Origin of the sequence: Vibrio salinus (assembly GCF_021272385.1) — a bacterium.
Lineage (GTDB): Bacteria > Pseudomonadota > Gammaproteobacteria > Enterobacterales > Vibrionaceae > Vibrio > Vibrio salinus.
In genome coordinates this window covers 282,271-307,317 of sequence record NZ_JAJSDZ010000010.1, presented here as the reverse complement: position 1 = coordinate 307,317, position 25,047 = coordinate 282,271, and the positions used below count along the sequence as shown (strand labels likewise).

16 protein-coding genes are annotated in these 25,047 nt (G+C 40.2%); 10 read left to right on the top strand and 6 right to left on the bottom strand.

Annotation, left to right across the window (positions count from 1 at the left end; genetic code table 11):
* Window positions 1–287 precede the first annotated feature (287 nt).
* From LRQ06_RS14860 to LRQ06_RS14840, 5 genes are all read left to right on the top strand, one after another.
* On the top strand, window positions 288–1,505 hold the full coding sequence (locus LRQ06_RS14860) for a ParA family protein (protein ID WP_232767730.1): 1,218 nt from the start codon (window positions 288–290) through the stop codon (window positions 1,503–1,505).
* Between the two features lie 6 nt (window positions 1,506–1,511).
* Window positions 1,512–2,483: a ParB/RepB/Spo0J family partition protein gene (locus tag LRQ06_RS14855; protein ID WP_232767729.1), complete on the top strand. Its 972-nt coding sequence runs from the start codon at window positions 1,512–1,514 to the stop codon at window positions 2,481–2,483.
* 213 nt (window positions 2,484–2,696) lie between these two features.
* A complete protein-coding gene (locus LRQ06_RS14850) occupies window positions 2,697–4,706 on the top strand; it encodes a tRNA(Met) cytidine acetyltransferase TmcA domain-containing protein (protein ID WP_232767727.1) in 2,010 nt (669 codons plus the stop codon).
* Between the two features lie 171 nt (window positions 4,707–4,877).
* Complete coding sequence (locus tag LRQ06_RS14845; protein ID WP_232767725.1) at window positions 4,878–6,554, top strand: flagellar assembly protein A; 1,677 nt, start codon at window positions 4,878–4,880, stop codon at window positions 6,552–6,554.
* A 155-nt stretch (window positions 6,555–6,709) separates the two neighbouring features.
* On the top strand, window positions 6,710–7,705 hold the full coding sequence (locus LRQ06_RS14840; RefSeq protein WP_232767722.1) for an ABC transporter substrate-binding protein: 996 nt from the start codon (window positions 6,710–6,712) through the stop codon (window positions 7,703–7,705).
* A 122-nt stretch (window positions 7,706–7,827) separates the two neighbouring features.
* Here the strand turns inward: LRQ06_RS14840 and LRQ06_RS14835 are convergent, their stop codons facing one another.
* The 4 genes from LRQ06_RS14835 to LRQ06_RS14820 all read right to left on the bottom strand — a co-directional run bounded on the left by LRQ06_RS14835 (window position 7,828) and on the right by LRQ06_RS14820 (window position 13,982).
* Window positions 7,828–9,942, bottom strand: a complete 2,115-nt coding sequence (locus LRQ06_RS14835; RefSeq protein WP_232767719.1) for a type I secretion system permease/ATPase — start codon at window positions 9,940–9,942, stop codon at window positions 7,828–7,830.
* 11 nt (window positions 9,943–9,953) lie between these two features.
* On the bottom strand, window positions 9,954–11,864 hold the full coding sequence (locus LRQ06_RS14830; RefSeq protein WP_232767716.1) for a bifunctional diguanylate cyclase/phosphodiesterase: 1,911 nt from the start codon (window positions 11,862–11,864) through the stop codon (window positions 9,954–9,956).
* 10 nt (window positions 11,865–11,874) lie between these two features.
* Entirely contained in the window at window positions 11,875–12,516 is a 642-nt protein-coding gene (locus LRQ06_RS14825; RefSeq protein WP_238484048.1) for a transglutaminase-like cysteine peptidase, read from the bottom strand.
* A gap of 74 nt (window positions 12,517–12,590) precedes the next feature.
* Window positions 12,591–13,982, bottom strand: coding sequence for an HlyD family type I secretion periplasmic adaptor subunit (locus tag LRQ06_RS14820; protein ID WP_232767706.1), 1,392 nt, complete (start codon window positions 13,980–13,982; stop codon window positions 12,591–12,593).
* A 236-nt stretch (window positions 13,983–14,218) separates the two neighbouring features.
* Between LRQ06_RS14820 and pdxH the strand changes: the two genes are divergently transcribed.
* Window positions 14,219–14,854, top strand: a complete 636-nt coding sequence (gene pdxH, locus LRQ06_RS14815; protein WP_232767705.1) for a pyridoxamine 5'-phosphate oxidase — start codon at window positions 14,219–14,221, stop codon at window positions 14,852–14,854.
* A 66-nt stretch (window positions 14,855–14,920) separates the two neighbouring features.
* Here pdxH and LRQ06_RS14810 read toward each other — a convergent pair whose 3' ends face one another.
* Complete coding sequence (locus LRQ06_RS14810; protein ID WP_232767703.1) at window positions 14,921–16,888, bottom strand: SUMF1/EgtB/PvdO family nonheme iron enzyme; 1,968 nt, start codon at window positions 16,886–16,888, stop codon at window positions 14,921–14,923.
* Window positions 16,889–17,044: 156 nt separating this feature from the next.
* Window positions 17,045–18,160, bottom strand: a complete 1,116-nt coding sequence (locus tag LRQ06_RS14805; protein WP_232767700.1) for a PEGA domain-containing protein — start codon at window positions 18,158–18,160, stop codon at window positions 17,045–17,047.
* A gap of 353 nt (window positions 18,161–18,513) precedes the next feature.
* On the opposite strand from LRQ06_RS14805, the gene LRQ06_RS14800 reads away from it, so the two are divergent.
* From LRQ06_RS14800 to putP, 4 genes are all read left to right on the top strand, one after another.
* Window positions 18,514–19,338 (top strand): helix-turn-helix domain-containing protein, encoded by an 825-nt coding sequence (locus LRQ06_RS14800; protein ID WP_232767697.1) that lies wholly within the window; start codon window positions 18,514–18,516, stop codon window positions 19,336–19,338.
* A gap of 261 nt (window positions 19,339–19,599) precedes the next feature.
* On the top strand, window positions 19,600–22,734 hold the full coding sequence (gene putA / locus LRQ06_RS14795; protein ID WP_232767694.1) for a bifunctional proline dehydrogenase/L-glutamate gamma-semialdehyde dehydrogenase PutA: 3,135 nt from the start codon (window positions 19,600–19,602) through the stop codon (window positions 22,732–22,734).
* Between the two features lie 11 nt (window positions 22,735–22,745).
* The gene (locus LRQ06_RS14790; RefSeq protein ID WP_232767693.1) at window positions 22,746–23,441 is read left to right on the top strand and encodes a 1-pyrroline-5-carboxylate dehydrogenase; all 696 of its coding nucleotides are present in this window, start codon (window positions 22,746–22,748) and stop codon (window positions 23,439–23,441) included.
* Window positions 23,442–23,524: 83 nt separating this feature from the next.
* On the top strand, window positions 23,525–25,015 hold the full coding sequence (putP, locus tag LRQ06_RS14785; protein WP_232767686.1) for a sodium/proline symporter PutP: 1,491 nt from the start codon (window positions 23,525–23,527) through the stop codon (window positions 25,013–25,015).
* Window positions 25,016–25,047 lie beyond the last annotated feature (32 nt).

Below are 25,047 nucleotides of genomic sequence, written 5' to 3'. Positions count from 1 at the left end.
TCGTTCCGGGATTAATTTTTTAAGTAGACGAATACAAAATATGACATTTTGATTTACATTGTAAATCATAGTGACACCGTAACACTCTCGCGAAATTGTAAAATCAAATGCAATATTAACTGTAATTAAAGTTAAAATTTCACTCTATATGAGAAGGTGTACAGCAATGTGTTGTTTGTATGATAAATAAAAATAATCTTATTTTTTATTATTTGTACACCAATATGTTGATTTTAACTTTTATTGCTGTACGATAAATAGCAGTCTACTAATAACGGATTTTGGCAATGAAAAGAGATCAGACGATAGATAACCTCTATGCCCTGGCTGCATCGACACAACAAGTTCAGGCCGATCGCATTGAAATTGTACTAGAGGAAAGAAGCGACGAGCATTTTCCTCCTATGTCGAAAGCGTTGATGGAAACGCGGTCTGGATTAACTCGTCGTAAATTGGATGACGCAATTGCAAAATTAGAAGCTGGAGGTCATCAGTTTACAAAAAATAATGCTAATCATTATTCTATTTCTTTGGCTGAAGCGCACATGTTAATGGATGCTGCTGGTGTTCCTAAATTTCATGAGCGACCAAAAAATCAGAATAACAAACCCTGGATTATTAATGTCCAGAACCAAAAAGGCGGTACCGGTAAATCGATGACGGCTGTTCATTTAGCTGCTTGTCTGGCTCTGAACCTTGATAAACGTTATCGTATATGCTTAATCGACCTTGATCCCCAAGGGTCTCTTCGTTTATTTCTCAATCCGCAAATTTCGCTTACTGAACACAATAACATTTATTCAGCTGTTGATATTATGTTGGATAATATTCCGGAAGATAGCATTGTTGATGCGGAATTTTTGGATAAAAATGTTTTATTATCAACTCAGTACCCAAATCTGAAGACTATTTCCGCTTTTCCTGAAGATGCGATGTTTAATGCAGAAGCGTGGCAATACCTGTCAAAAAACCAGTCATTGGATATAGTTAAATTATTAAAAGAAAAGCTAATCGATAAAATTGCTGATCAGTTTGATGTCATTATGATTGATACTGGCCCTCATGTGGATCCGTTGGTTTGGAATGCGATGTATGCTTCAAATGCCTTGCTGATTCCCTGTGCGGCTAAGCGTCTCGACTGGGCATCTACAGTGAACTTTTTTCAGCATTTACCGACGGTTTATGAGATGTTTCCCGATGATTGGAAAGGGCTTGAATTCGTTAGACTGATGCCAACGATGTTCGAAGATGATAACAAAAAGCAGGTATCTGTACTGACAGAAATGAACTATCTGTTGGGAGATCAGGTTATGATGGCAACCATTCCCAGAAGTCGTGCATTTGAAACTTGCGCGGATACTTACAGTACGGTTTTTGATTTAACTACCAGTGATTTTGAAGGTGGTAAAAAAACGTTAGCTACGGCTCAGGATGCGGTTCAGAAAAGCGCTTTGGAATTAGAGCGGGTTCTGCACTCGTACTGGTCATCGTTAAATCTGGGATAATAAGAAATGGCATTAAAAACATCTGATCTAAATGCAAAACTATTTGGTAAAGCCGATAAACGCAGAGCAACAACTCATCAGGAAGCTCAGATCGCGGCGAAAGATAAAGCGAATATAATAGAGTTAGCGATTGCCGGTAGAGACATCGTTACTTTTGAATTGGTGAAAATTTCGGCCGATGCAATAGCTGAAAAAACACGTGTTTTTGAGCAAAATGCCCGTGAGCAATCCTTTTTAAATGAACATGCTTTATCCGATATTTTAGTTACGTTAAGGGAGCGCGGGCAGCAGTATCCTGCTGTTGGACGACTACTAGATGACGGTTCTATTGAAGTTTTAGACGGAAGCCGTCGCCGAATGGCTTGTTTGATAGCCCGACAGGATTTCCTGATTTATGTTGGGAAAGGTATTAGTGCTGAACATGCAAAGTTTCTTTCTGATGTTGCAAACGCACATAAGCCACTTTCTTTGTTCGAAAAGGGTAAAGAAATGCAAGCAAAATTAGAGTCCCACGAAGCCGAAGATCAAAAAGCTTTGGCAAGAATGTTTCAGTGCAGTGAGGCTTTGGTTAGTGGTGCATTAAAGGCAGCCGATTTGCCGTTAGAACTGCTGCAGTCTTACCCAAATGTCGTTGAACTTGGACGTCCAACGATTGTTAAATTACATAAGCAATATTATTCACTGGGTGATGATGAGAAGAAACAGTTGTTGGAAAAATGCCGTGATGAAGAAGGTTTTGTCTGGCAACGTAGTGGTGCCCAGGGCGTTGTTCGTATAACTAAAGAAGTGACGGAAACACTTGAATCCTGGATTGAAGAATTAAAACCTAAATTAAAATCTTCAGCCAGTAAGGTCGAGTTGATTAAGGGAAGAGCATCCTATACACGTAAAGGAAATAGTCTGACACTAAATCTTAAGAAAGTGGATGATGAACTCGTTGAGCAAATCACTCAATATTTAATAGATAAACTGCAATAAGAATGAGGGCCAACTCAAGGCCCTTTCTTTTATCTGCTAAATTTTTTCATTATTGTAACAACACTCTTCCTTCTCTTTTATTCTCCCTTCTATTTATTACTCGGAAAAGATAGCCATTTTGTGTATATCTCTAACAACTTATTCGTGGCAGTTTGAGAAATTGCTTTGCTGGTAAGTTATACTACGGACCATTTCTAATGACGGATAACTGTTGTGAATATTTCTCAGTATTTTTCTAAAGCAATAGCGTTTGCCCAATCTACCCGTTCTAGGTTTGCATCTGTCATCATTGGTAGTGCTGAGTGGCGTAATACCGTTATTACTGCTGCTTTAGAAATGATTAATGGCCGAGCTGTTCAGCTCGGTGGAACTCCTGTCAGTGGCTTTGACTTTTATAAGTCAGAAAAAGGGCATCTTTTACTGGGTCAGGAATGTCATTTGCTGTATATCGATCTATCCGAAAATTATAACGCAAACGCGATTAATGCTGCGTTAGGTATTGTTATTGGCGGTGGTATTGTGCTATTTCGGGGGCCAGTCGATATCCAGAGTAATTATGCTAATCAATGGTTGGACACGGCATTAAAAAATTTAAATATTCTTGACGAGGTGTGCACTCTTCCATGTGTTGGTGACTATACGTTTTCGGCTGAGGATCCTTACAAGGAACAAAAATACGTAATTGATGAAATTATTTCGGTTAAGAGGAGACGGGCTCATCGTCCTCTTGTCATTACCGCTGACAGAGGTCGGGGAAAAACGTCTGCTTTGGGATATGCTGCTGTAACGCTTCTCTCTCAGCCATCCTGTTCTATTGTGGTGACGGCCCCAAGGTGGGAAAGTGTCAAGGGCCTTTTTTCAATAGTTGAAAACCAACTTATTAATTGTGAACATTCTGAACGTTATACATTACGTTATAATGACTCCGTATTACGGTTTGTCGCTCCAGATGCTTTGGATTCCTACCATTCTTCGACAGATATTTTGTTTGTTGATGAAGCATCATCACTACCTTTACCTTATTTATTTAAGTTTTCTGATTCTTTTGCCAGAGTAGTATTCTCTACAACAGTTAATGGGTATGAAGGCTGTGGAAGAGGTTTTTCTCTTAAATTCTTAGCCTGGCTTCAGGAACATAAACCTCACTATCGTGAACTCAAGATGACACAGCCAATTCGCTGGGCAAAAAATGATGCGCTTGAAATATGGGTGAATGAGTCTTTTCTGCTGTCTCAACCTGTTAGAAAAGATTTTAAATTTGATGTGAATGATGTTTTAAATTACGGGAAACTCAAACATTTTACTCAGAAAGAGCTTATTGAGAATAAGTCACTTTTGGAGGATATTTTTCATATTTTAGTTGATGCTCATTATCAGACTTCCCCAAACGATTTAATTCACTTGTTATCCGACCCTTCGGTTTCTGTTTTTGCTTTTGTCTATGATGACTGCCCTATTGGTTGTGTGACGGTTGTTAACGAATCTGCATTATCTGCTGAGTTGGCTCAGCAGGTCCGTGCAGGAACTCGCCGCCCTAAAGGGGCGTTGACACCAATTACGTTTTTAAACCAGATAGGTATCTCTGATGGGGCTTCTGTGGATTGGTTTCGAATTATGAGAATCGCACTTTTACCTGAGTTACAGGGAAAAGGGATTGGCTCTCATATTTTATCCTTACTGTCTTCCATATTAGGTTCTCACTTTATCTCGACCAGCTTTGGGGTAACATCTGAATTGGCAAAATTTTGGATGAACAATAATTTTGTTCCGGTGAAGATTGGCTCTCACAAAGATCAGGCCAGTGGCTGTTATTCTTTACTGATGATTCATCAGAACTCTCTTTCGGAACAGTGGGCTGAGCTTGCCTATCAACATTTTAAATATCTTTTCCCTAGGCTACTTAACCGTGAGCTAAGAGAGCTTGATGTCGAAACTTCTATGCAATTACTTCTTTCCGGCGCCTGTCAGAATTTTCCGTTGGTTCCTTATGATTTAATAAGAAATTACGCATTTGGTGGCTCTAATTATGAGTCTGTTTCGGTTTGGCTCGAGTTATTATTTCTTTCTATTGATAGTGAAAAACGTTCAATTCTTGGTGATATTTTTATTCTTAAAGTATTGAAGAATTACACCTGGACCGAATGTGCTAAGTTAAAAAATTTATCAGGTAAAAAAGCGGTAGAATCCCGTTTAAAAGAAAACCTTCGTTTGTTACTGGAATAATGATATTTACAGTGTAAATTAATTTATGAGTATTGATGTATATATAAAATTTACACTGTAAATTGAAAGTTTGGTGATTGATCCCTTATTTCTTAATATGCAATATAAGTTTATTTGTAAAGTTCTATACTATTAAATAGTTGTTGATAGTTATTGAGAGTGCCTAATTGTATGTGGAAACGAATCTTGACGTTAAGTAGTGACAAAAAGGAAGTTATCGCAGTAATGCCTAAAGACATACCTGCAGAGACCACATTAAAGAAAGACGGCATTATCGAGGTGTTGATTGAGCTGGGAGTCAAAGACTATTTTATCGATCAAGAAAGTATTGATATTTTTATGAAACTCGCATCAGAAGGGAAAAAAGAAGCCTTTCAGGGGATAACTGTTGCGAAACAACTAAATGCTGAAGTCGAAGTTATATTAGAAAAAGATGATATGCAGGCGAATCTTCTTGTAAAAGGTGCTTATGGCGGTAGAGGTCTGAGAGGAAGTGAAATTGTTCATGCTTTATCCAAAGGGCATATTTTAAAAGGTATAAATAAGCTAGCGTTAAAGAAAGTCCTCTCTGCCAGTGTAAGTCTTTCTCCAGGGGAAGTTTTTACTCAGCCTGTCGCGGTAGGTAAGCCAGCTGTAAATGGGAAAGACGCAAGGTGTGAACCTTTAATAGAAGATGTGAGTTCCAGAGTCTTAGTTCCTCAACAGAAAAAAGGTTCTGAAAAACTTGATATGAAGGATCTTGGTGCTACCGTCACCGTTGAGGAAGGCGATGCAGTGATGCGGAAATTTTACGCAACTAAAGGTGAACCAGGTTTTACTGTTACAGGAAAAGTGCTTGACCCAACACCAGGTAAGGATATGGAATTAAAACCTGGTAAAAACACAGAATTGTCAAAAGATGAGCCAGATGTCTTAGTTGCCTCCATCTCTGGATTGCCTATCATAAAAAGTAACACGGTAGATATTGATAATGCGATGGTTCTGAAGTCGATTGGTGTTGAAACCGGTCATGTAAAATTTAAAGGGAGCGTTGTTGTTACCGGGAATGTGGAACCTGGAATGATTGTCCGAGCGACCGGGGACATTATGATTGGGGGATTTATTGAATCTGCCGATGTTCAGGCTCAGGGAGATATTACGGTAACAAAAGGCATCATAGGCCGGACAATTTCTGATGATGAAGGTCCCTGTTGTATTGTAAAAAGTGGTCAGTCAATATCCGCAAGTTATGCTCAATATTCTTTTTTACAAGCTCATAATGATATTAATTTACATGTTCACTCGATGAATAATCAGATTATGTGTGGTCGGAATTTAATTGTTCTGGAAGAGAATGAAAAAGGAGGGACCTTAAGCGGACGTTCTGCAAAAGTTGGGGGCAAAGTGATGTGTTATAACCTTGGCGTTGAAGGGGATACAGCTACTTATCTGCATGCTTTTGCTAAGTTTGATGCCATGAAAAGTAAAGTGATAGCGTTGAAAGAAAAATATGACGAAATGCAGAACAAAACAATGGATGTCGTTCGTAAAGAAATTGAGTTTAAAAAAAGAAAAGCATCTGAACGAACCAAAGAAGAGGAAGCTCAGATTCTTAAGGAAAAAGAAATTCGTAACAGGGAAATGTTAGAAGTAAAAACAGAATTGGGTCGTGCAACAGATGAATTAGATGAGAAATTACTGACGAATATCGTTGATGTTAAAAATCATTTATATACTCATGTTACTGTTCAGTTCGGGAGCGAAAAAATTCTTACAAAAAAAGAGCACGGACCGACGATTTTATCGTTTAATCAGCATGAAATTAAGGCTACGTCCAAACTGGAAAGTGACGATATCTCATCAGATTGATTTCGATTCCTGAACAACTGTGCTTATATTATCTGAGCTATAATTTAGGCAATACTGTGTACTTGTTTAGGATCTATTGATCTTTGGTGAATGAAAATCAACCACAGCAGACCATCAGGCCCTGGTATCAATAAATTTTCTGGCAGGAATTATGAATGCAGAAGAGTAACGGTTTATATCTTATCGCTATTAGTTTTTTCTTATTTTTTTATTCAATAGGTGTATCGGCTAAAACAATTGTGGTGATAAATAGTTATCATATTGGCTATCCATGGTCGGATCGTTGCTTTCAGGGATTCAACGATTATATTAATGCTGGATATAATATTATTTCCTACCAAATGGACACAAAACGAATACCAGAAAAACAATATGAGACTCGGGTTCATAAACTTTGGAATAAAATTACCTCAGATAATCCTGACCTTGTTGTCACTATGGATGATAATGCGTTGAAATATTTTGGTGAGAAGGTTGTGAATCAAATTGGTATTCCTCTTGTCTTTATGGGGATCAATCAAAACCCAAGAGTCTATTTTCCGGATAATAAAATACCGCACTATGTGAGTGGAATAATAGAAAGGCCACTTTTCGAACGTAATGTCATTGTGATTTCTCAAGTGCTTAAATTGAAGAAGAAGAAAATCTTACTATTAATGGATAGCGGTGTTAGCAGTAAAAGTATTTTTGAGTCCGTTTTTTTTAAGCAAAAGAGTATTTTTATAAATGAGATTCAATTGGATATCAAAATGGTAAGTAATTTCTCTGACTGGAAGTTAAAAACTCAGAGCGCGTCTAATGATTATGATGCTTTAATTATTTCTAGTTACGGTAGGCTTCTTGATACGGATAAACGGCCGGTTTCAGTAAAAATATCATCAGAATGGACAAGTAGAAATAGTCTATTACCTGTTTTTTCTCTTTTGTTAAGTGATGTAGGAAAAGGAAGAACAATTGGTGGGTTGGTTTTTACAGGTTATGAAAATGGAGTGGGCGCGGCTAAGATTGCAAACCATATTATTACGACCGGTCTTATACCTCCGATCGAGTTACCAAAACATGGAGAGTTGGTCTTTAGCAGAAGTGAACTGCTTCGCTGGAATATCCAGTTGCCTGATAATATTGAAAAACGAACTAAATTTGTTAAATAGTGATAAAAAGTAGGCTGAATAAAGTAAGCATCCCGAGCAAAATTGCTTAGAGTGAGTGAAATTCAACCACTAAAGCTAAAGATCAATCGATTCTAGAAATTAATGTGTCTTGAACGGAACAATTAATTTACAGCTCTGACCCGTCCTTCCCGCAATGCATTCAGTACTTCTGCTTTTTGTCCATCGGCAATAATGCTACCTTTTTCCATCACAATCACTCTGTCGACAATATCCAGCATGGATGTTTTGTGCGTAATCAGAATTAACGTTTCCTGGTTGTTTAATTGTTTTAGCTGGTTCTTAATGAGCATTTCAGAACGGTTATCCATTGAGCTGGTCGGTTCATCCATTAATAGTACCGGAGGACGGCTTAGAATCGCTCTGGCAATGCTAACCGCTTGTTTTTGTCCACCAGATAAGAGTTGTCCACCTTCACCAACCTGACGTTCCAGGCCTGCGGGATCTGTCTGGGTAAATGCTGTCACTCCAGCTCTGTTTGCAGCGTCCATGACGTCTCGGTCATCTATCAATGGTCTGCCGAGAGTGATGTTATCTCTTATTGAGCCATAAAAGAGAACGCATTCCTGCGGGACACAGCCAATGTTGCGACGGATATCAATATGGTGCAGTTGGCTAATTTCAGTGTCATCAATTCGGACATGACCTTCGGTTGGTTTGTATAAACCCATAATTAAACGTTCCAGCGTGGTTTTACCTGAACCGATACGGCCTATAATTGCCACCTTCTCCCCTGGGTTTATTGTCAGACTAACGTTTCTGATGGAAGCAACATCCGTATTTGGATAGTGAAACGTTACGTTATCCAGTTCGATTTTTCCCTGGATAATAGGGCGATGGATATACCGTTTCCCCTCTTCCTGTTCGTCTGGCATTTCCATGATTTGATCGATGATTGTCATGGACGATTTTGCCTGATTATACCGGGTAGATAACAATGATAGCTGGATCATAGGTGAGATAGCCCGGCTGCTCAACATAGTCGAGGCAATCAGTCCACCCATTGACAAATCACCGGTTGATATTAAATAAACCCCGACAATAATCATGCCTACATTACAAGCCTGTTGGACAAATCCTGCACTATTTTGGATTCCGTCTGTGATTCTGCGGCTTTTGATATTCCAGTTTGCCATATGAGTAACCGCTTCTTCCCAGCGGTACTGAAATTGTCCTTCTGCTCCATAAAGTTTTACTGTTTCCAGGCCCGCAAGACTTTCAATCAGGTTCGCATATTTTTGCGAGGCTAACCGGGATCCTTCTTCAATAGAGCGTCTTAGTCTACCCTGAATAATGTAGGAATAAATACCCAGGATTATGACACCGACAATCGGAACGATAACGATAGGTCCGGACATTAACCCGATGATAACTAAAAAGAGCAACGCAAAAGGTAAGTCAATTAGCGAGCTGATTGTCGCAGACGTAAAAAATTCGCGAATTGATTCAAATTCCTGTAGATGACGCGCAAATGCACCAACTGATGGTGGGCGGTTTTCCATCCGGATCCCAAGCACTTTGCTGTACAGTTTTGCGGAGATAAGGACATCCGACTTTTTACCGGCTACATCAATAAAATAACTTCTGAGTAATTTCAGCGTGACGTCAAATAAAAAGATAAAGAAAATGCCGCTGGCAAGTACCCACAGAGTCTCAAATGCCAGATTTGGAACGACCTTATCGTAAACAAGCCGCGAAAACATGGGCGTCGCAATGGCAAAAATATTGATCAATAATGAGGCAATCAAGACATCTCTGTAGATGCGTTTTGATTGCCAGATCGTGCTCCAGAACCAGTGCCCGTCTTTCGGTTTTAATATTTCCGGTGAGCGTTCATCATAGCGGAATTGTTTTTTGACCATGAAAAAACGGCCGATATAGCGTTCTTCCAGATCGTCAATAGGGTGGGCGATCGGTACCATACCCGATTCAGCAGTAACGATTTCAGCTTCGCCAGCTTCCTCATCAAGACTGTTGATTACGCAGGATTCTCCGCCTCTTAACAGCAAAATAACCGGGAAAACAAGCTTGGGTATCGCTTTTAGCTCAGAACGGTTCTCCTTGGCTGTCAGACCGGCTCTTTCTGCCGCTCTGGGAAGCAAAAAAGGAGTTAATTTCCCATCAGAAAGGGGCAGACCGTTAATCAAGGCTTCCGGAGAATTTGCCAGCCCATAATAACGACTCAGATAAATGAGCGAGTTTAGTAGCGTATCCTGCATTTAAAAGCCTTTTACTTATCCACGATGAAACCCTGAAAAACATCAATAAAATGATCCGCAAGAAATTCCAGCTGTTCTTGCGTCTCAACACGAGAGGCAACCGTTGTAATACTTAAGTTATGCGCCGCTCTGGAAATTGATGTCAGTGTAAATGTTTGTTTTTCATCGTCAATATTATGCGTAAACAGATAGTCCAGCTTGACGTATTGTGGCCTGAATTCGTTCAGGTAATTCAGTTCTCTGAAGTTGCGGCCGAATCCGTCAACTCCGAAATCAGCTCCGGCACTGCGTATTGCGTTACAGAATAAAGCCGTATAATGCGGAGTATGAATAAAGCATGTTTCCGGTAGTTCAAAGTGAAGTTTGCCTGCCACATCTTTGTTTTGATGCAGTAGCTCTGTTATCCAACGAATAAAGCTTGGTTCTGAGATACTGTTTGGTGAAATATTGATTGCCAGGGTGTCGTTCAGTTCATTTTGAACCAGTTTATCGAACATAGCCTGAATAACATATTGGTCAAAAATGTGGCTGACGTTCAGTTGTTCAAGGGCAAACAAATATTGAATGGCGCTGTAGCGCGTACCATCTTTTTCAATGGAAGAGAAGACTTCTTTATGCAGAATATCCCCCTTAGGAGTTGATGCTTTCTGGAAGCGGAATTGTATCCATCCTTTATCCATCGCTTCTTCAACCAGCGCTTTCCACTGTTGTTTACCCATGATCAGCTTATTGTCATTGCTGCTGATGTAGCCATAAAGTTTTTCATGGCTGGCTCTCGCGAGAGCAAGTGCGTTATCAAGCAATGATAAAATTTCAGAAGCCGATTTTTTAGTACTGTTATAGACAAAGCCCAGATACGCTTCGGGACGGGCTTCACCCAATGGATCGGGGTTAAGATTTGAAACACAGTCCATGATTTTTTCTGCGAAATTAGGGATATCTTCTTCATCCAGCATTGGGAATATGAATGCAAATTCCCCGTCAGACAAACGAGCAATACTGATGTCTTTTTGCGTGATAGACAGTTTCAGCAATTCTGCTAACTCTTTCACTTTATCATCGCCGACTTTATAGCCATTTTCTTCATAGATATCTTCAATGAAGGCCGCCTGAAGCAATGCGACGGCACCAATACCACCTTCGGCCAGCCAGCTGTTCAGGCTGCTCATGTAATATCCCCGGTTTCCCAGTCCGGAAACCGTGTCCAGATAAGCCCGGTCTCTCAGTTGTTGAGCTTCGTTTGCCTGAGCATTGAATGATGCTTCTATCTGAGATGACATGCGGTTGATACCGTCAACAACATACACCAGATCTTTTGTTGAAGGGCGGGGTAGTGGTTTTCCGAACTGACTACGGGCCACTTGTTCCATTTTTAATACAATAGCCTGTAATGGAAGCAAGGCATGACGGATGATCAGTGCAATGGCAACCAACCCAAAGATAAAAATACTGCCGAAAACAATGGCAAGGCGAGTTAGCGCATTCCACAACTGACGGTAGGCTTCGCCAGGGTGACTGGTTATTTCAACTTTAGCCAGTTGCAGCCAGCCACTCGTTACAATGCGTTTTTCATGAATTTTTTCAAACAGCCCCAGATTGGTAAACCATTGAGGGACACCGTTTGGTTTTATGGGGTAGTGTCTGACGATCTCCTGACGGTTATCCAGAAACGTCAGTTTTACAAGTGAATAGGTACTTCCATCAAAAAGAGCATTAATCACAGACTCTGCCGCAACTGTATCTTTATCCTCTAAGTACGGAGCAAGGGCTAAACCAACGGTATTGATCGTGTTGGTGACTTCGGAACGTTGTTGTTGTTCAAGATTATTTCGTGTTGTGTTGAACTGAATAATGAAAACAGAACATATCAACAGGATAAACAACGTGATTATTCCAATGACAATTTGCTTATAAAGAGTCATATCTGCCTACTTAATTGTAACTAAATTTAGGTTTATTAAGAATCAGAGTCCGGGCTCTGTTTCGTAAATCGTTCCAGAGACTCAAGCGTGAAGAATCTCCTGCTAACTGGCCGTTTTTCGATTTCATTAACCACAAATTCCGACCATTGAAACTGTATATAGGTAGTAAATCACGCCGCTTACTGGCCGGTTCAATTTTTGGATTAATGTTATCTAAAATTAATGGTTCTGAACTTGGTGTTTCGTAATACGCCAGAACCATATGAAATTGGTTATAGGTTATTGCCTTAACATATACCAGTCTGAGTTTACTATCTGGTATGCCTATCTCCAGCAGAGAAAAATATTTGGAAATCGTGTAATCTTCACAATCACCGGCACCCACTCCCAGAAATTCTAGTGGTGTAGCCCAGTAATCATTTTTCCCCCACAGTTTCTTATCGGTGACCCAGTGCATTCTATTCATAAACTGGTTGACCCGCTTTAATTTCATTAGCGTAGGGAGTGTTTTAAACTGTTCTAAGTCTTCCCGCCAAAGTTCGACTCTGCGGCCTCCTTTTTGTCCGTACGCTTTTGTCACTGCATCTACCCATTTTTGCTCCTTAGTACTAAGAGCACTCAGACTGGTCGCAGTCAATACAACACTTATCATAATCAGAAAACAGATAAAGAATTTTCTGTTTGATGTTTTCCTTTTTGTATGTGGGTTTACGTACGTTTCCATCATCATTCCTGAAAAGCATTGTCTTTTGCGCGCAACAGTGGACGTAATAGGTAATCTATCACCGTTCGTTTTCCGGTTATGATATCAACACTGGCGGTCATTCCCGGAATGATCGGCAGTTCTCCGTCTTTGTTGAGTGTTGTTGCAAAGGTTCTGACCCGGACAATATAATAACTGTTTCCCTCTTCATCCGTATCGGTATCTGCACTGATGTGTTCTAATGTCCCCTCTAATCCACCATATTTACTAAAATCATAAGCCGTAAACTTCACAATAGCTGGTAAATTTGGACGCAAAAATGCAATGTTTCGGGGGGCAATTTTGGCTTCTACTAAGAGTGTATCCTCTGACGGAACGATTTCTACGATATCCATTCCAGGCTGGATTACACCGCCAACGGTGTTGACGTTTAATGTTTTTACAGTACCGGTAACGGGTGACACTACAACGGTGCGGTTTACCCTGTCTTCTAGACCGACGGCCGATTCCGTCATTGCAGATAATTTATCCTGAGCCTGATTTAACTTATCCTGTTGCTGGGTCCGAAACTTCTGAGCTGCATCGATTCTGTTGAGCACAGCTTCCCGGACACTGGATTTAGCCAGTGGAATTTTTAATTCACTGGATGTCATGTCGCGGCGTGTATCATTCACCTGTCGTTGTAATTTGAGCAGTTCAATTTGGGGTACGACTCCTTCGTCAGCCAGAGGTTTGGTTATTGCGAGTTCTTTTTTGGCAAAATTATAACTTTGCTTTAAGTTATTGTACCGAGCTTCCAGTTCAATTAAGTCTTGTTGCTTTTGCTTTACCTGCTGGTCTATTAGGGATATTTGGTTTTTCAGATTGTCCAGATCCTGAATGTACTGTGCTTTTTGCCTGTTGATTAAGCTTGGTTTTTTTTCTGCTAATTTGACTGGGAATTTTAGCTGGTTATATTTGATAACAACGCTTTTCTGCCAGTTTTTTTCATCAAAATTGTTGTTGATCCGAACACTGTTTATTGATGCTGATAACTGAACCACATTAGCGGTTAAACTTGATACTTCCTGTTCCCGTTCCCTGAAATCAGACAGAAACCGGGTGTCATCAATCAGGAGCAGTTGCTGACCTTTTTCAACATGATCCCCTTCTTTTACCAGTATTCTTTTGACCAGACCACCTTCCAGGTTCTGTACTACCTGAACCTGAGATGAGGGAATAACTTTGCCTTGGCCGACAGTGACTTTATCGACTTTTGCGAATGAAGCCCATATGATCGCAATAATGAAGAATACGCAAATAACCCATAAAATAATTCGGGTTGAATGTGGGGTATTGAGCAATAGTGCCGCTGTTTTATCATCAACGAATTCTAACTCATCATCTGAAAGCTGATTGTAGCCTTCTTTTTTCATTTTTATCCCTATTTTCGAAGACAAGCACATTATTTTAGGCCAACAGAGCCTGATAAATACAATACAGATAGTTATATAGTGAATGCAACTAAATACAAATTTAATTTATATTATAGTCACTTATTACTCCATTGGTTATCGTAAGTTATAATGTAATTTTGATAAATTTGCTTAGACTTCTTGAGATCATTTTGAATAGAGAGCAAAATCGGGAAAAATTTACTAAAGGAGTTGTCATGGAGCTCTCAGAGATCAGACGAGAATACACAAAAGGGGGATTACGCAGAAAGGATTTGTGTCATGACCCCATAGAGCAGTTTGAAAAGTGGTTACAGCAGGCCATTGATGCAAATTTAGCCGATCCAACAGCCATGACTATTGCAACAGTAGACGCTACAGGACAACCATTTCAACGTATCGTTTTGCTGAAAGATGTATCTAAGGAAGGATTTGTTTTTTATACCAATTTAGGTAGCAGAAAAGCTCAACATATAGATAACAATAGTAAAGTAAGTATTCACTTTCCCTGGCATTTACTGGAAAGGCAGGTTCATATCACCGGTCATGCAGAGAAGTTGTCAGCGATGGAAAATATGAAATATTTTACTTCTCGCCCAAAGGAAAGTCAGATTGCTGCTATTGCCAGCCATCAGAGTAGCCGTCTTTCAGCCCGTGGCGTTCTGGTCGGAAAATATCTTGAATTAAAGCAGAAGTTTGCAAATGGTGAGATCCCAATGCCAAGTTTTTGGGGCGGGTATCGTGTTACACCGGAAACGATTGAGTTCTGGCAGGGAGGAGAGCACCGTCTTCATGACCGTTTTATTTATTCGAAAGATAATAGTAACTGGAGTATTGAACGTCTGGCACCATAATTTGTAATACAGAGTAAAATAACAAAGGCATGAATTTCGGTATCATGCCTTTTATTTATATGCTGATCAATGGATGGTTCTTAGTACTCTGAAGCCAATGTAGTTTGTTGATGATGAAGGTGAAATATACAACTGACTGAATGCCATAGCTGTTGAAGGCGAGAAACACCATGCTCCGCCCCGAGTCACACCTTGCTTCTTATTGGTCCACTCCCAGACATTTCCGATGACATCATAAATGCCCCATGCGTTAGCTGAGAACGATTTGACAGGAGAGGTACTTTTATTCGACCAGTAAGTTCCGCCCCATCCAGTATTACCGGCACCGGGTAAGAATCCATCTCCCCACCAGTAGTTGGTTGTTTTCCCGGCACGACTGGCAATTTCCCATTCTTCCTCCGTTGGCAGGCGGTAAGTGAACCCAGTTTTTTGTGTTAACCAACGAGTATAGGCTTCTGCATCATATTTTGTGACACATACGACTGGATTTTCGTTTGTCTGACGAAAGCCCGGAGATTTCCAACTGGCATTTTTATCTGAAACCGTTTGATCGTTTTTCATCACCAAGCATGATTTCGAAATTTCTGCTTTGGTTTTGTAATTGGTTGATGTGACAAATTCTTTATATTGAGCAACGGTTACCGGTGTTGCTGAAATTGCGAAAGCATGATCAAGATTATACTGTATGGAACTGTATTCGCCCAGATAGTAAGTTCCGGGGGTAACAGCGACAATTTCGGGTCCGCTATGTTGTTTATCTATTGAGTCTTTAAATTTAAAGCCAGTTTTTAAAGGGTTTCCTTTTTGGCTTAACACGGCACGAATATTCGTATCAGCATGCAGTTTGAAAGAGTTTCTGAATGTGACATAACCATCTTTTTTCACTACTAGAGTATGAATTCCCTTAGGCAGTGAAATTTCAACTGGAGATTTGCCATAACTCACATCATCAATATAGACGTGATCATCATATTGATTGGAGCGGATTGTGACATTGTACCAAGCCATCTCCTGTTGTTTTTTCATGGCTTTCTTAACAGCACAGTATTGGGCTTTCAGATTCAGTAACTGACATGAGGTGGATTTAGATATTTTACTCTTAAGCAGTCCCTGTAAAACAACCTGATAGCGGTTTTTATCCTGAAACCCTGAGCGGATTACATCATATTTCAGAATACGGACATTGAATGAAGTATGTTTAGCATTTGGAACAACAACATTAGATTCAGTAGTATCCGCAAGCAAATTCTTTTTAAATTGTTTAACAGTTTTTTGTAATCCGAGTTCAATTGTCTGATCTTCACATTGCTTGAGTGTCATACTAGCTGAACAGCGATTTGTAAAAGAGACTTTTTCGGTTCTCTCTTCAGACAGTTCTTCATAAAGGCGTTCGGTTCTGGCTAATTTTTTGTTTTTTTCAAGGCCATTAATCTTTGCTTCAAAAATCGATATTTTTGTTTCAAGTGCTTTTAAGACGCTTTTTTGCTCTGTAATACGCTGTCCGGTTTCTAACCTATCCTGCTGATTTTGTTTTACATCGGACCAGATATTCTGATAGTTCTTCTGATATTTAGAAATGTCAAAGTCTGGAATGGTTAGCATTTTATCGTAGGCCGCTTTCAGGGCTGATTTTGATTTTTTTAACTCCTTGTCCAGCTGTTTAGCATGAGTTGTTAATCTTTTCAGGTTGTCCTTCAGATTAGATAATTTATTTTTCTGAATCTTATATTTTTTATTGGTTTTTTCCAGTTCTGAGTGCTCGCTGAAAAGAGCATCATCAATAGAAATAATAGAGGTTAAATCAACTTTTTTCTTCGTCGCCACTTTTTTAGGCTCAGGTTGATTTTTCGCTATAAGTTCTTTTGGTACGATAGTGGTTGTGTCTTTGGGGGCATTGGTCGTGTTATTAATCAATTTTTGCTGTGACGCATCTTGATCGTTCTTATACGATACTTCCGCTTCCTCAGAAGAGATGCTAAACGCAATTAAGCAAGGGAAAATATAAAATAATAAAGAAGGTATTCCTTGTCGCATTTGTTCACACTTGTTATTAATTAATAATTCGGGATCATATTGATATATTTTTACCAAAAACGCCATCTTGGAGTTCTATTATTACCTTAGTAATTAAATCCCAAAATGGCGTAGCTCCACCAGTTACCCTGACTGAGAGGTGACTACAGTACTATATTAGTTTGATTTTACTGGTCTTAGTTTGACCCAAATCGTATCATTGGCATTGACTGTAACCGATTTGTTATAGGTTTCATACCCATTTTTCTTCACGGTAATTCGGTGCTGACCTGTTGTTAGTGAAATATCAACAGGTGTGCTGCCATAATTTACGCCATCAATGGTGACAGAATCGTTATACTGATCAGAGCGAACTGTTATATTTGCCCAGTGTTTTTCTGTTTTGTGTTGCTTGACGGTAATGACTTCACCATTCAGGCAATATCTTGAAGAAACATTTAGCAGCTTGCAGGCTGCTGTTGCTTCTGGGTGAGCCTGAACTTGCGCCTGTACTTCAGCAAAATAATCGTTGTTACCCTGAAAGCCACTTTTTAGTGTCTGACTATCTGATATATGGACATTTAGCTGAACCTGTTTCAGGTTTTGTTTTGCCAGAATAGATTCGGTTAATCCGTTAACTAATTTGCTTCTGAATGAACTGACGGCCTGTTGCTTGGTCAGATAAATACCCTGACGCGAGCATTCTCCTAATGTCATTGAAGAAGAACAGGTTGTTTTATAGCTTGCTTTAATAACACCGCTTTGTGTCAGCTCAGCATTAAGACGCTTGATTCTGGCGTCGACACGCGATTCTTTGAGGTTCGCATAGTCACTGTTTAATCTACCCAGTTTTTGTTTGAACTGAGAAAGTTTTATTCCGGACTCAGCCAAGGATTGCTCATTATCTAACAAGTCAGATTGGTTGGATTTTACGTCTGCCCAGGCCTGTTGATATTGCTTTTGAAAAGTAGCCAGGTCGGTATTGGGGTCTTCGAGAAGTCGGCTGTATTGCTTATCCAGTGCGGCCTTAGCCCGGTTTTTTTTCGCGTCAAGTTCTTTACTGGTTCTTTCCAGCTTTTCTTTTTCATTTTTTAGTTGTTGAAGTGTTGCCACCTCAGCATCATACTGACTGGAAATTTTATCGATTTCACTTTTCTTTTCATCGATCCGGCTATCTATCGTCGCAACAGGATCGACCTGAGAGACGGCAGCTTCTTCCGCATACACCGATGATGTAGTAACCCAGAGAGGGCTTAGCGCTAACATAAGCGCTGGGATGTGACGTTTTATCATAGGTCCCTGCAACAAATAACGTTTGTCCACAAAAGTGTGGTGAAAAACAACTAGGCTTTAAGCCTAACACTAAATCAGCTCACTCACATAATAGTTGCTATAAGTCTTATCGTATAGAGAGACCCACGACACAAAAAACGTTAGGTTGCTGATTTTGTGAATGTTAAATATATCAGTATTCATTTTGAGCACAATGAAAAATTATGCAAGCTTTTAGGTGTAGAAATTTTTAGTTGAGGAGACATTAACCGTAATTTATTTCCTCTTGATCATCTTTCCAGAGCCATCTTTGTGAAGTTATCTGGGTTGATGTATTATTTTTATTCCATTAGTTGTTCTGAGAAATAGTTTTCATGAATACCGTCATTTCAGACCATAAAGATAACAGTGATATGAAAGTATCGGCGATTAAGCCTGCCGAGCTGGTTACGCTTCCTTCTGAGATGAACTGCCATGATCATAACTACACTCAGATTGTCATTGGTCTCAGGGGAGAAGCCGATTTCGAAATTGAAGGGCACGGAAACCGTATCGGGCCCGGAAAAGGGTGTATTGTCTCTTCTTGCTCCGGTCATGCATTCGGTGGCGTGGTTAGTCAGTCTGATATATTGGTCCTGAATTTGTGCGCCGTTCCACCACAAGGTTCCGGTGTGATTGACCGGATAAATCATCTGGCAGAGTCTGATATGTATTTTTATCTGGATGGACAAATTCAGAGATTAATAAAAATGCTGTCTGATGAAATGAAAGTCAGTCCTGATGATGAACTTTTAAGCCAAGCCTGTAATGACACGCTGATGGCATTATTACAGCGCCATATAAAAGGAATGGGATATCAGAGGGGTATCCCTAGGCTTGATTTGAATGTCATAGATCGCTATATCGAGAAACATATAGCATACCGTATATCGGTCGCCCAGCTTGCTGGCAGTATCTACTTGGGTGAGAGTCAATTTCATCATTTATTTAAGCAGCAAACTGGCGTTACGCCTCATCAATATGTACTTAGTAAACGAATAGACATTGCAAAAAGTTATATTGAAGAAGGTCGTTATACGTTAGGGCAGATCGCTGAGCTGACAGGATTTTCTGCACAAAGTACCTTTGCTCATGTCTTTTCCCGCCTACAGGGGATTTCTCCTTCTCAGTATAAAAAACATTATTCAGTGCAAAAATAAGAAAATGTCTGAAATGGCTATTTTTACAGGTGAGTTGTCATCACGAAATTGATGACTTGTTTATTTTTATTCGGTTTTTTATTAAATAACTGGTGATTAATTATTATGGCAAGGTGTCAGTTATGTTTTATTTTTGTTAAGTTGCGTAGTTTTTGACAAAAACTATGGAGTTTTTGACAAGTTTTATCCTCTGTCTCAAAATACACTGCTAGCTATTGTTGGTCTCTCAGGTGTTCTGAGAGTGAGATTGAGGGAAAACGCATGTTTACAGCAACGGATGTGTTGAAGTCTGAATTTGTTGAGCAGCCACTTGATAAACTTTGGACGATGATCTCTCCGCTTTATATGGTGGATGAATCACAATGGTTAGAGCAGCTTTTGCCGCTTGCAACTCCGACGAAAGATGAGAAAAAGGAAATTTCTGAGAAGACGACTCAGTTGATTGAAGCCATCAGATCAGACAAACAGTCAATTCAGATGATAGACGCGCTTTTGCTTGAATATAGTCTGGATACTCAGGAAGGAATTTTACTGATGTGTCTGGCTGAAGCATTAATGCGTATTCCAGATTCTGAAACAGCGGATGCTTTTATTAAAGATCGTTTGAGCGTTGCTGACTGGAAGTCTCATTTAAAAGGGTCGGATTCTGTATTTGTGAATGCTTCAACATGGGGATTGATGATCACGGGTAAAGTGATTGGTCTTTCCGATGTTGATAATACCAGTCCGGCTCAGGCGGTAAATCGATTGGTCCAAAAATTTTCGGAACCAGTCATACGTCAGGTTATGCACCAAGCGATGAAAATTATGGGTCGTCAGTTTGTGTTGGGCCAGACAATGGCTGAAGCTCAAAGAAATGGCCAGCCTATGCGGGATAAAGGTTATACCTACTCATTTGATATGCTTGGTGAGTCAGCACTTACTACTGCTGATGCAAATAAATACCTTAAGGATTACATGTCAGCAGTTGAGGCTGTTGGGCAGGAGACCCGTCCTGACGATCCCCGATTGGCCCCTTCACTTTCTATTAAATTGTCTGCATTGCACCCTCGTTATGAAGTTGCTAATAAAGAAAGGGTAATGACGGAGTTGTATTCGACTTTGGTTACTTTGATTTCCCGGGCACGTGAACTTGATGTAGGTATTACCATCGATGCAGAAGAGATGGACCGGCTGGAACTTTCTCTGGAGTTATTTGAAAAATTATACCGAAGTCCTGCTGCTGTAGGATGGGGTAAATTTGGTCTGGTTATTCAGGCATATTCTAAACGGGCACTACCATCTCTGGTCTGGTTAACAGCGTTAGCCAGGGAACAGGGAGATTTAATACCGGTTCGGTTGGTTAAAGGAGCCTATTGGGATAGTGAGATCAAACTATCTCAGCAAGCTGGGTATGCTCGCTACCCTGTTTATACCCGTAAGGAAGCCTCCGATGTCTCTTATCTCGCCTGTGCCCGTTTTTTACTTAGTGATTCTGTAAGAGGTCATATCTTTCCTCAATTTGCCAGTCATAATGCCCAAACTGTGACCTCAATATCAGTTATGGCTTCTCATGAAGAATTTGAATTTCAGCGTCTGCATGGAATGGGAGACGGATTATTTCATTATGCGATGCGAATGTATAAACAGCCTATTCGTATTTATGCTCCGGTCGGTAGTCATAAGGATCTTCTTCCTTACCTTGTCCGTAGGTTGCTGGAGAATGGCGCAAATAGTTCATTCGTACACAGGCTGGTCGATGCCAGATGCCCTGTTAGCACTCTCGTAAAGCACCCTGTTGATACCTTATTAATGAATAAGACGTTGCATAACTCTGCAATAGCATTGCCTCCGGAAATTTATACCGAAAGAAAAAATTCTTGTGGGGTAAATATAGATATTGAGAGTGAAAAGCAATCTTTTGAAGAAGACGTTAGTTATTGGATGCAAAAAAAATGGCATGGGGCGTCCATTATCAATGGTCATGATACTTTCGAAAGCATGATCAAGGCAGATGAGTCGGTTGTGTCTGTAACGGCTCCTTATGATCGTGCAACCGAGGTTGGGCAGGTTATATTTGCAAAGAAACATCAGGTGATTGCGGCTGTTGAGGGCGCTGAAAAGGCTTTTTCTAACTGGAATGGAAAAAGTCGAGAATTCAGAGCCGATAAACTTAACAAATTGGCTGATCTACTGGAAAAAAATCTGCCCGAACTTGTTGCTCTGTGTCATAAAGAAGCGGGTAAAACTATTCATGACAGTATTGATGAGGTGAGGGAAGCTGTTGATTTCTGTCGTTATTATGCCACTCAGATCCATCTGATGAATTCAAAAGAAATTACCGGGTTTGATAAAATTAGCCGGGTTGCTTCAAAAACTGGCCGAGGAGTGTTTGTTTGTATCAGCCCCTGGAACTTTCCTTTGGCCATTTTTTTAGGCCAAATTTCAGCAGCACTTATTTCGGGGAATACGGTTATAGCTAAACCTGCGGAACAAACATCGTTAATTGCTTTAAAGGCTGTTCAGTTAATGGTTGAAGCTGGCTTCCCGGATGGCGTTATTCAGCTGGTTCTCGGTAAAGGCGCTGAAGTTGGTCAGATCCTGACAAGTCATCCATCGATTGCCGGAGTGGCTTTTACAGGTTCAACGATAACTGCCCAGAAAATTAATCAGGTTCTTTCAGAAAGAGATTCGTCTCCAGTGCCCTTTATTGCCGAAACGGGCGGGCAAAATGCCATGATTGTGGATAGCACGGCATTACCAGAACAGGTTGTTCGTGATGTTATCCGCTCAGCATTCGCATCGGCGGGGCAACGGTGTTCCGCCCTGAGAGTGTTATTTGTTCAGAGTGATATTGCGGATCGTATTATTGAATTGATTGAAGGGGCTATGAATGAATTATCGATAGGCCTTCCTTATCTACATTCAACAGATGTTGGGCCTGTAATTGATAAAACAGCAAAAGACAAACTTTTAGCACACATTAGTGAAATGACAAAAAGTCAGAAACTCTTGGCTCAGGTTAAATTGTCGGAAATATGTAATGACGGTGATTATATCGCACCCACAGCTTTTGAAATTGACGATATTGATGTTCTTAAGGAAGAGCATTTTGGTCCCATTTTACATATTGTCCGGTTTAAAGCGAATGAGCTTGCTGAAGTTGTTAACAAGATAAATGCAACCGGTTATGGATTAACGATGGGTATTCATAGCCGGAATGAAACAACGTATCGGTGGATAGAAAGACACGCTCGGGTCGGTAATTGTTATATAAACAGAGATCAGGTTGGAGCTGTGGTCGGTGTTCAGCCATTTGGAGGTCAGGGACTTTCTGGTACAGGGCCAAAAGCTGGTGGGCCTCATTATCTGTATCGATTTACTAAAACTGTATATTCAGATTCTATAACCGGATAAGGAGTGTCAAAATGGTTCATCAGGCTGTACGTTTCACTGATTCTTTTATTGCTTGGGAAAGCTGGAATCTGACTGAATATGAGCACCGTAAGCAATTGGTATGTGAGTTTAAAAAAAATCTCTCGTCGACATCGGGAGAGCTTGAATCTGTCATTGATTATCATATTAATCAGTCTGAAGCATTAGTGGCTACACGTGTCATGCCAGGCCCGACCGGGGAAATAAATGAGTTGTATATGGCTGGTAGGGGGGTCACCTTGATCATCCATGATGATGATAGCGTGGAGTCATGTAACGCGGTTCTGGCTATGCTGACGACGGCTCTGCTTGCCGGGAACAGTGTTATGTTATGTAGTGATAACAGAGATATCACCTCGATGATTAATAAGGCTACAAATAAAGCACGCCTTCCTGCTGATGTCGTTTTAACAGGAACTTATGATAGTCATCATACTCTTTTGAGTGAGGATATCAGATGTGTCTGCTTTGTTGGTGATAGAGAACCGGAGTTGCAGATAAACCGAAATTTAGCAAAGAAAAAAGGAGCAATTGTAAGTTTTATTTCAGAAACGGATTTTTTGTCTTTTGACACGATATTAGATCCATATCTTTATTTGCGTTTTATTACTGAGCGTACCAGGACAATAAATATAACAGCCATTGGAGGCAATGCATCATTACTTGAATTAGGAAGTGATGGTCATTAGTCCTTTCCTTGTTGTTCCTCTCTTCTTATCTTTTTATTGAGAAGAGGGGAGGAAAGGTCTTAAATCTTTAAGAGGAAATGAAAATGGAAAATACTTTTGCTATTACGACAACATTTATCGTATATCTGATTATGATGTTGTCGATAGGTGTCTATGCGTATTTACGAACGAAAAACTCAACAGATTATTTTTTAGGTGGGAGAACGTTGGGTCCGTGGCCTGCAGCTTTATCAGCCGGTGCTTCTGATATGAGTGGTTGGCTGTTGCTAGGATTGCCGGGGTACGCTTATGCAGCAGGACTAGAGTCTCTTTGGTTGGCGGCAGGATTATTGATAGGTAACTGGATTAACTGGCTGATCGCTTCCAAACGTTTACGGACTTACAGCATTACAACCGATGCGATCACCATTCCTGAGTTTCTATCCCGTCGCTTTAATGATAAGTCAAAAGTAATTCAGACAATTTCTGCGTTCTTTATTTTATTGTTTTTCCTTTTTTATACCAGTTCTGGCTTAGTTGCCGGTGGGAAATTGTTTGAAACTGTATTTGGTCTTGATTATAAATATGCGGTGATCATCGGAACTGCTTGTGTGGTTTCTTATACGTTGTTTGGTGGTTTTCTTGCGGTTGCCTGGACCGATTTAGTTCAGGGACTTCTGATGTCTGCTGCGTTGGTTATTGTTCCGATTGCGGTTATGCAGGGTGGCTTTGGGGAGCTTGGTGATAACCTTAATAATATAAACCCTGAACTTCTGACTATTTGGAATGGAATCGACGGTAAACCACTTTCGGCTATTGCTATTATTTCATTAGCGGCGTGGGGATTAGGGTATTTTGGTCAGCCACACATTCTGGCACGTTTTCAGGCGACCCGTTCAAATGCAGACTTAAGTACAGCAAGACGCATCGCTATCGGTTGGACATTATTGTCAATGTTTGGTGCTGTGATGATAGGTCTGGTTGGGTTAGTTTATGTTAGTGGACATCCGACAGTAGAACTGGCTGACGGCGAGAAAATTTTTATGTTGCTTGTTAATGCTGTTTTCCACCCAGTGGTTGCAGGAATTTTATTAGCAGCCATACTTGCGGCAATTATGAGTACGGCCGACTCACAGCTTTTGGTCTGTTCTTCGGCTTTGGCAGAAGATTTTTACAAACAGGTAATTAATAAAAATGCGACCTCTAATCAGATTGTTCAGGTCGGTCGAATTGGCGTTCTGGCCATTTCACTCATTGCGTTATTTTTAGCTCTCACTCCGGATAGTTCAGTATTGGGTCTGGTTTCTTATGCTTGGGCGGGTTTCGGTGCTGCCTTTGGGCCAGCCTTAGTTATTAGCCTGTATTGGTCCCGAATGAACAGGAATGGAGCACTTGCCGGTATTATCGTTGGTGGTTTGACGGTGGTTATCTGGAAACAGTTATCTGGTGGAATTTTTGATTTATATGAAATTGTGCCTGGAATTGTCTTTTCTGTGATTGCAATTATTGTTGTATCTCTGGTGTCTTCTTTCCCGGATGAAGATGTCGTTTCTCAGCATAAAACGTTTTTACATCAGTTAGAAGATCTTGATTAATCTCAATATGAATTAATATATTGGAGTTTCTG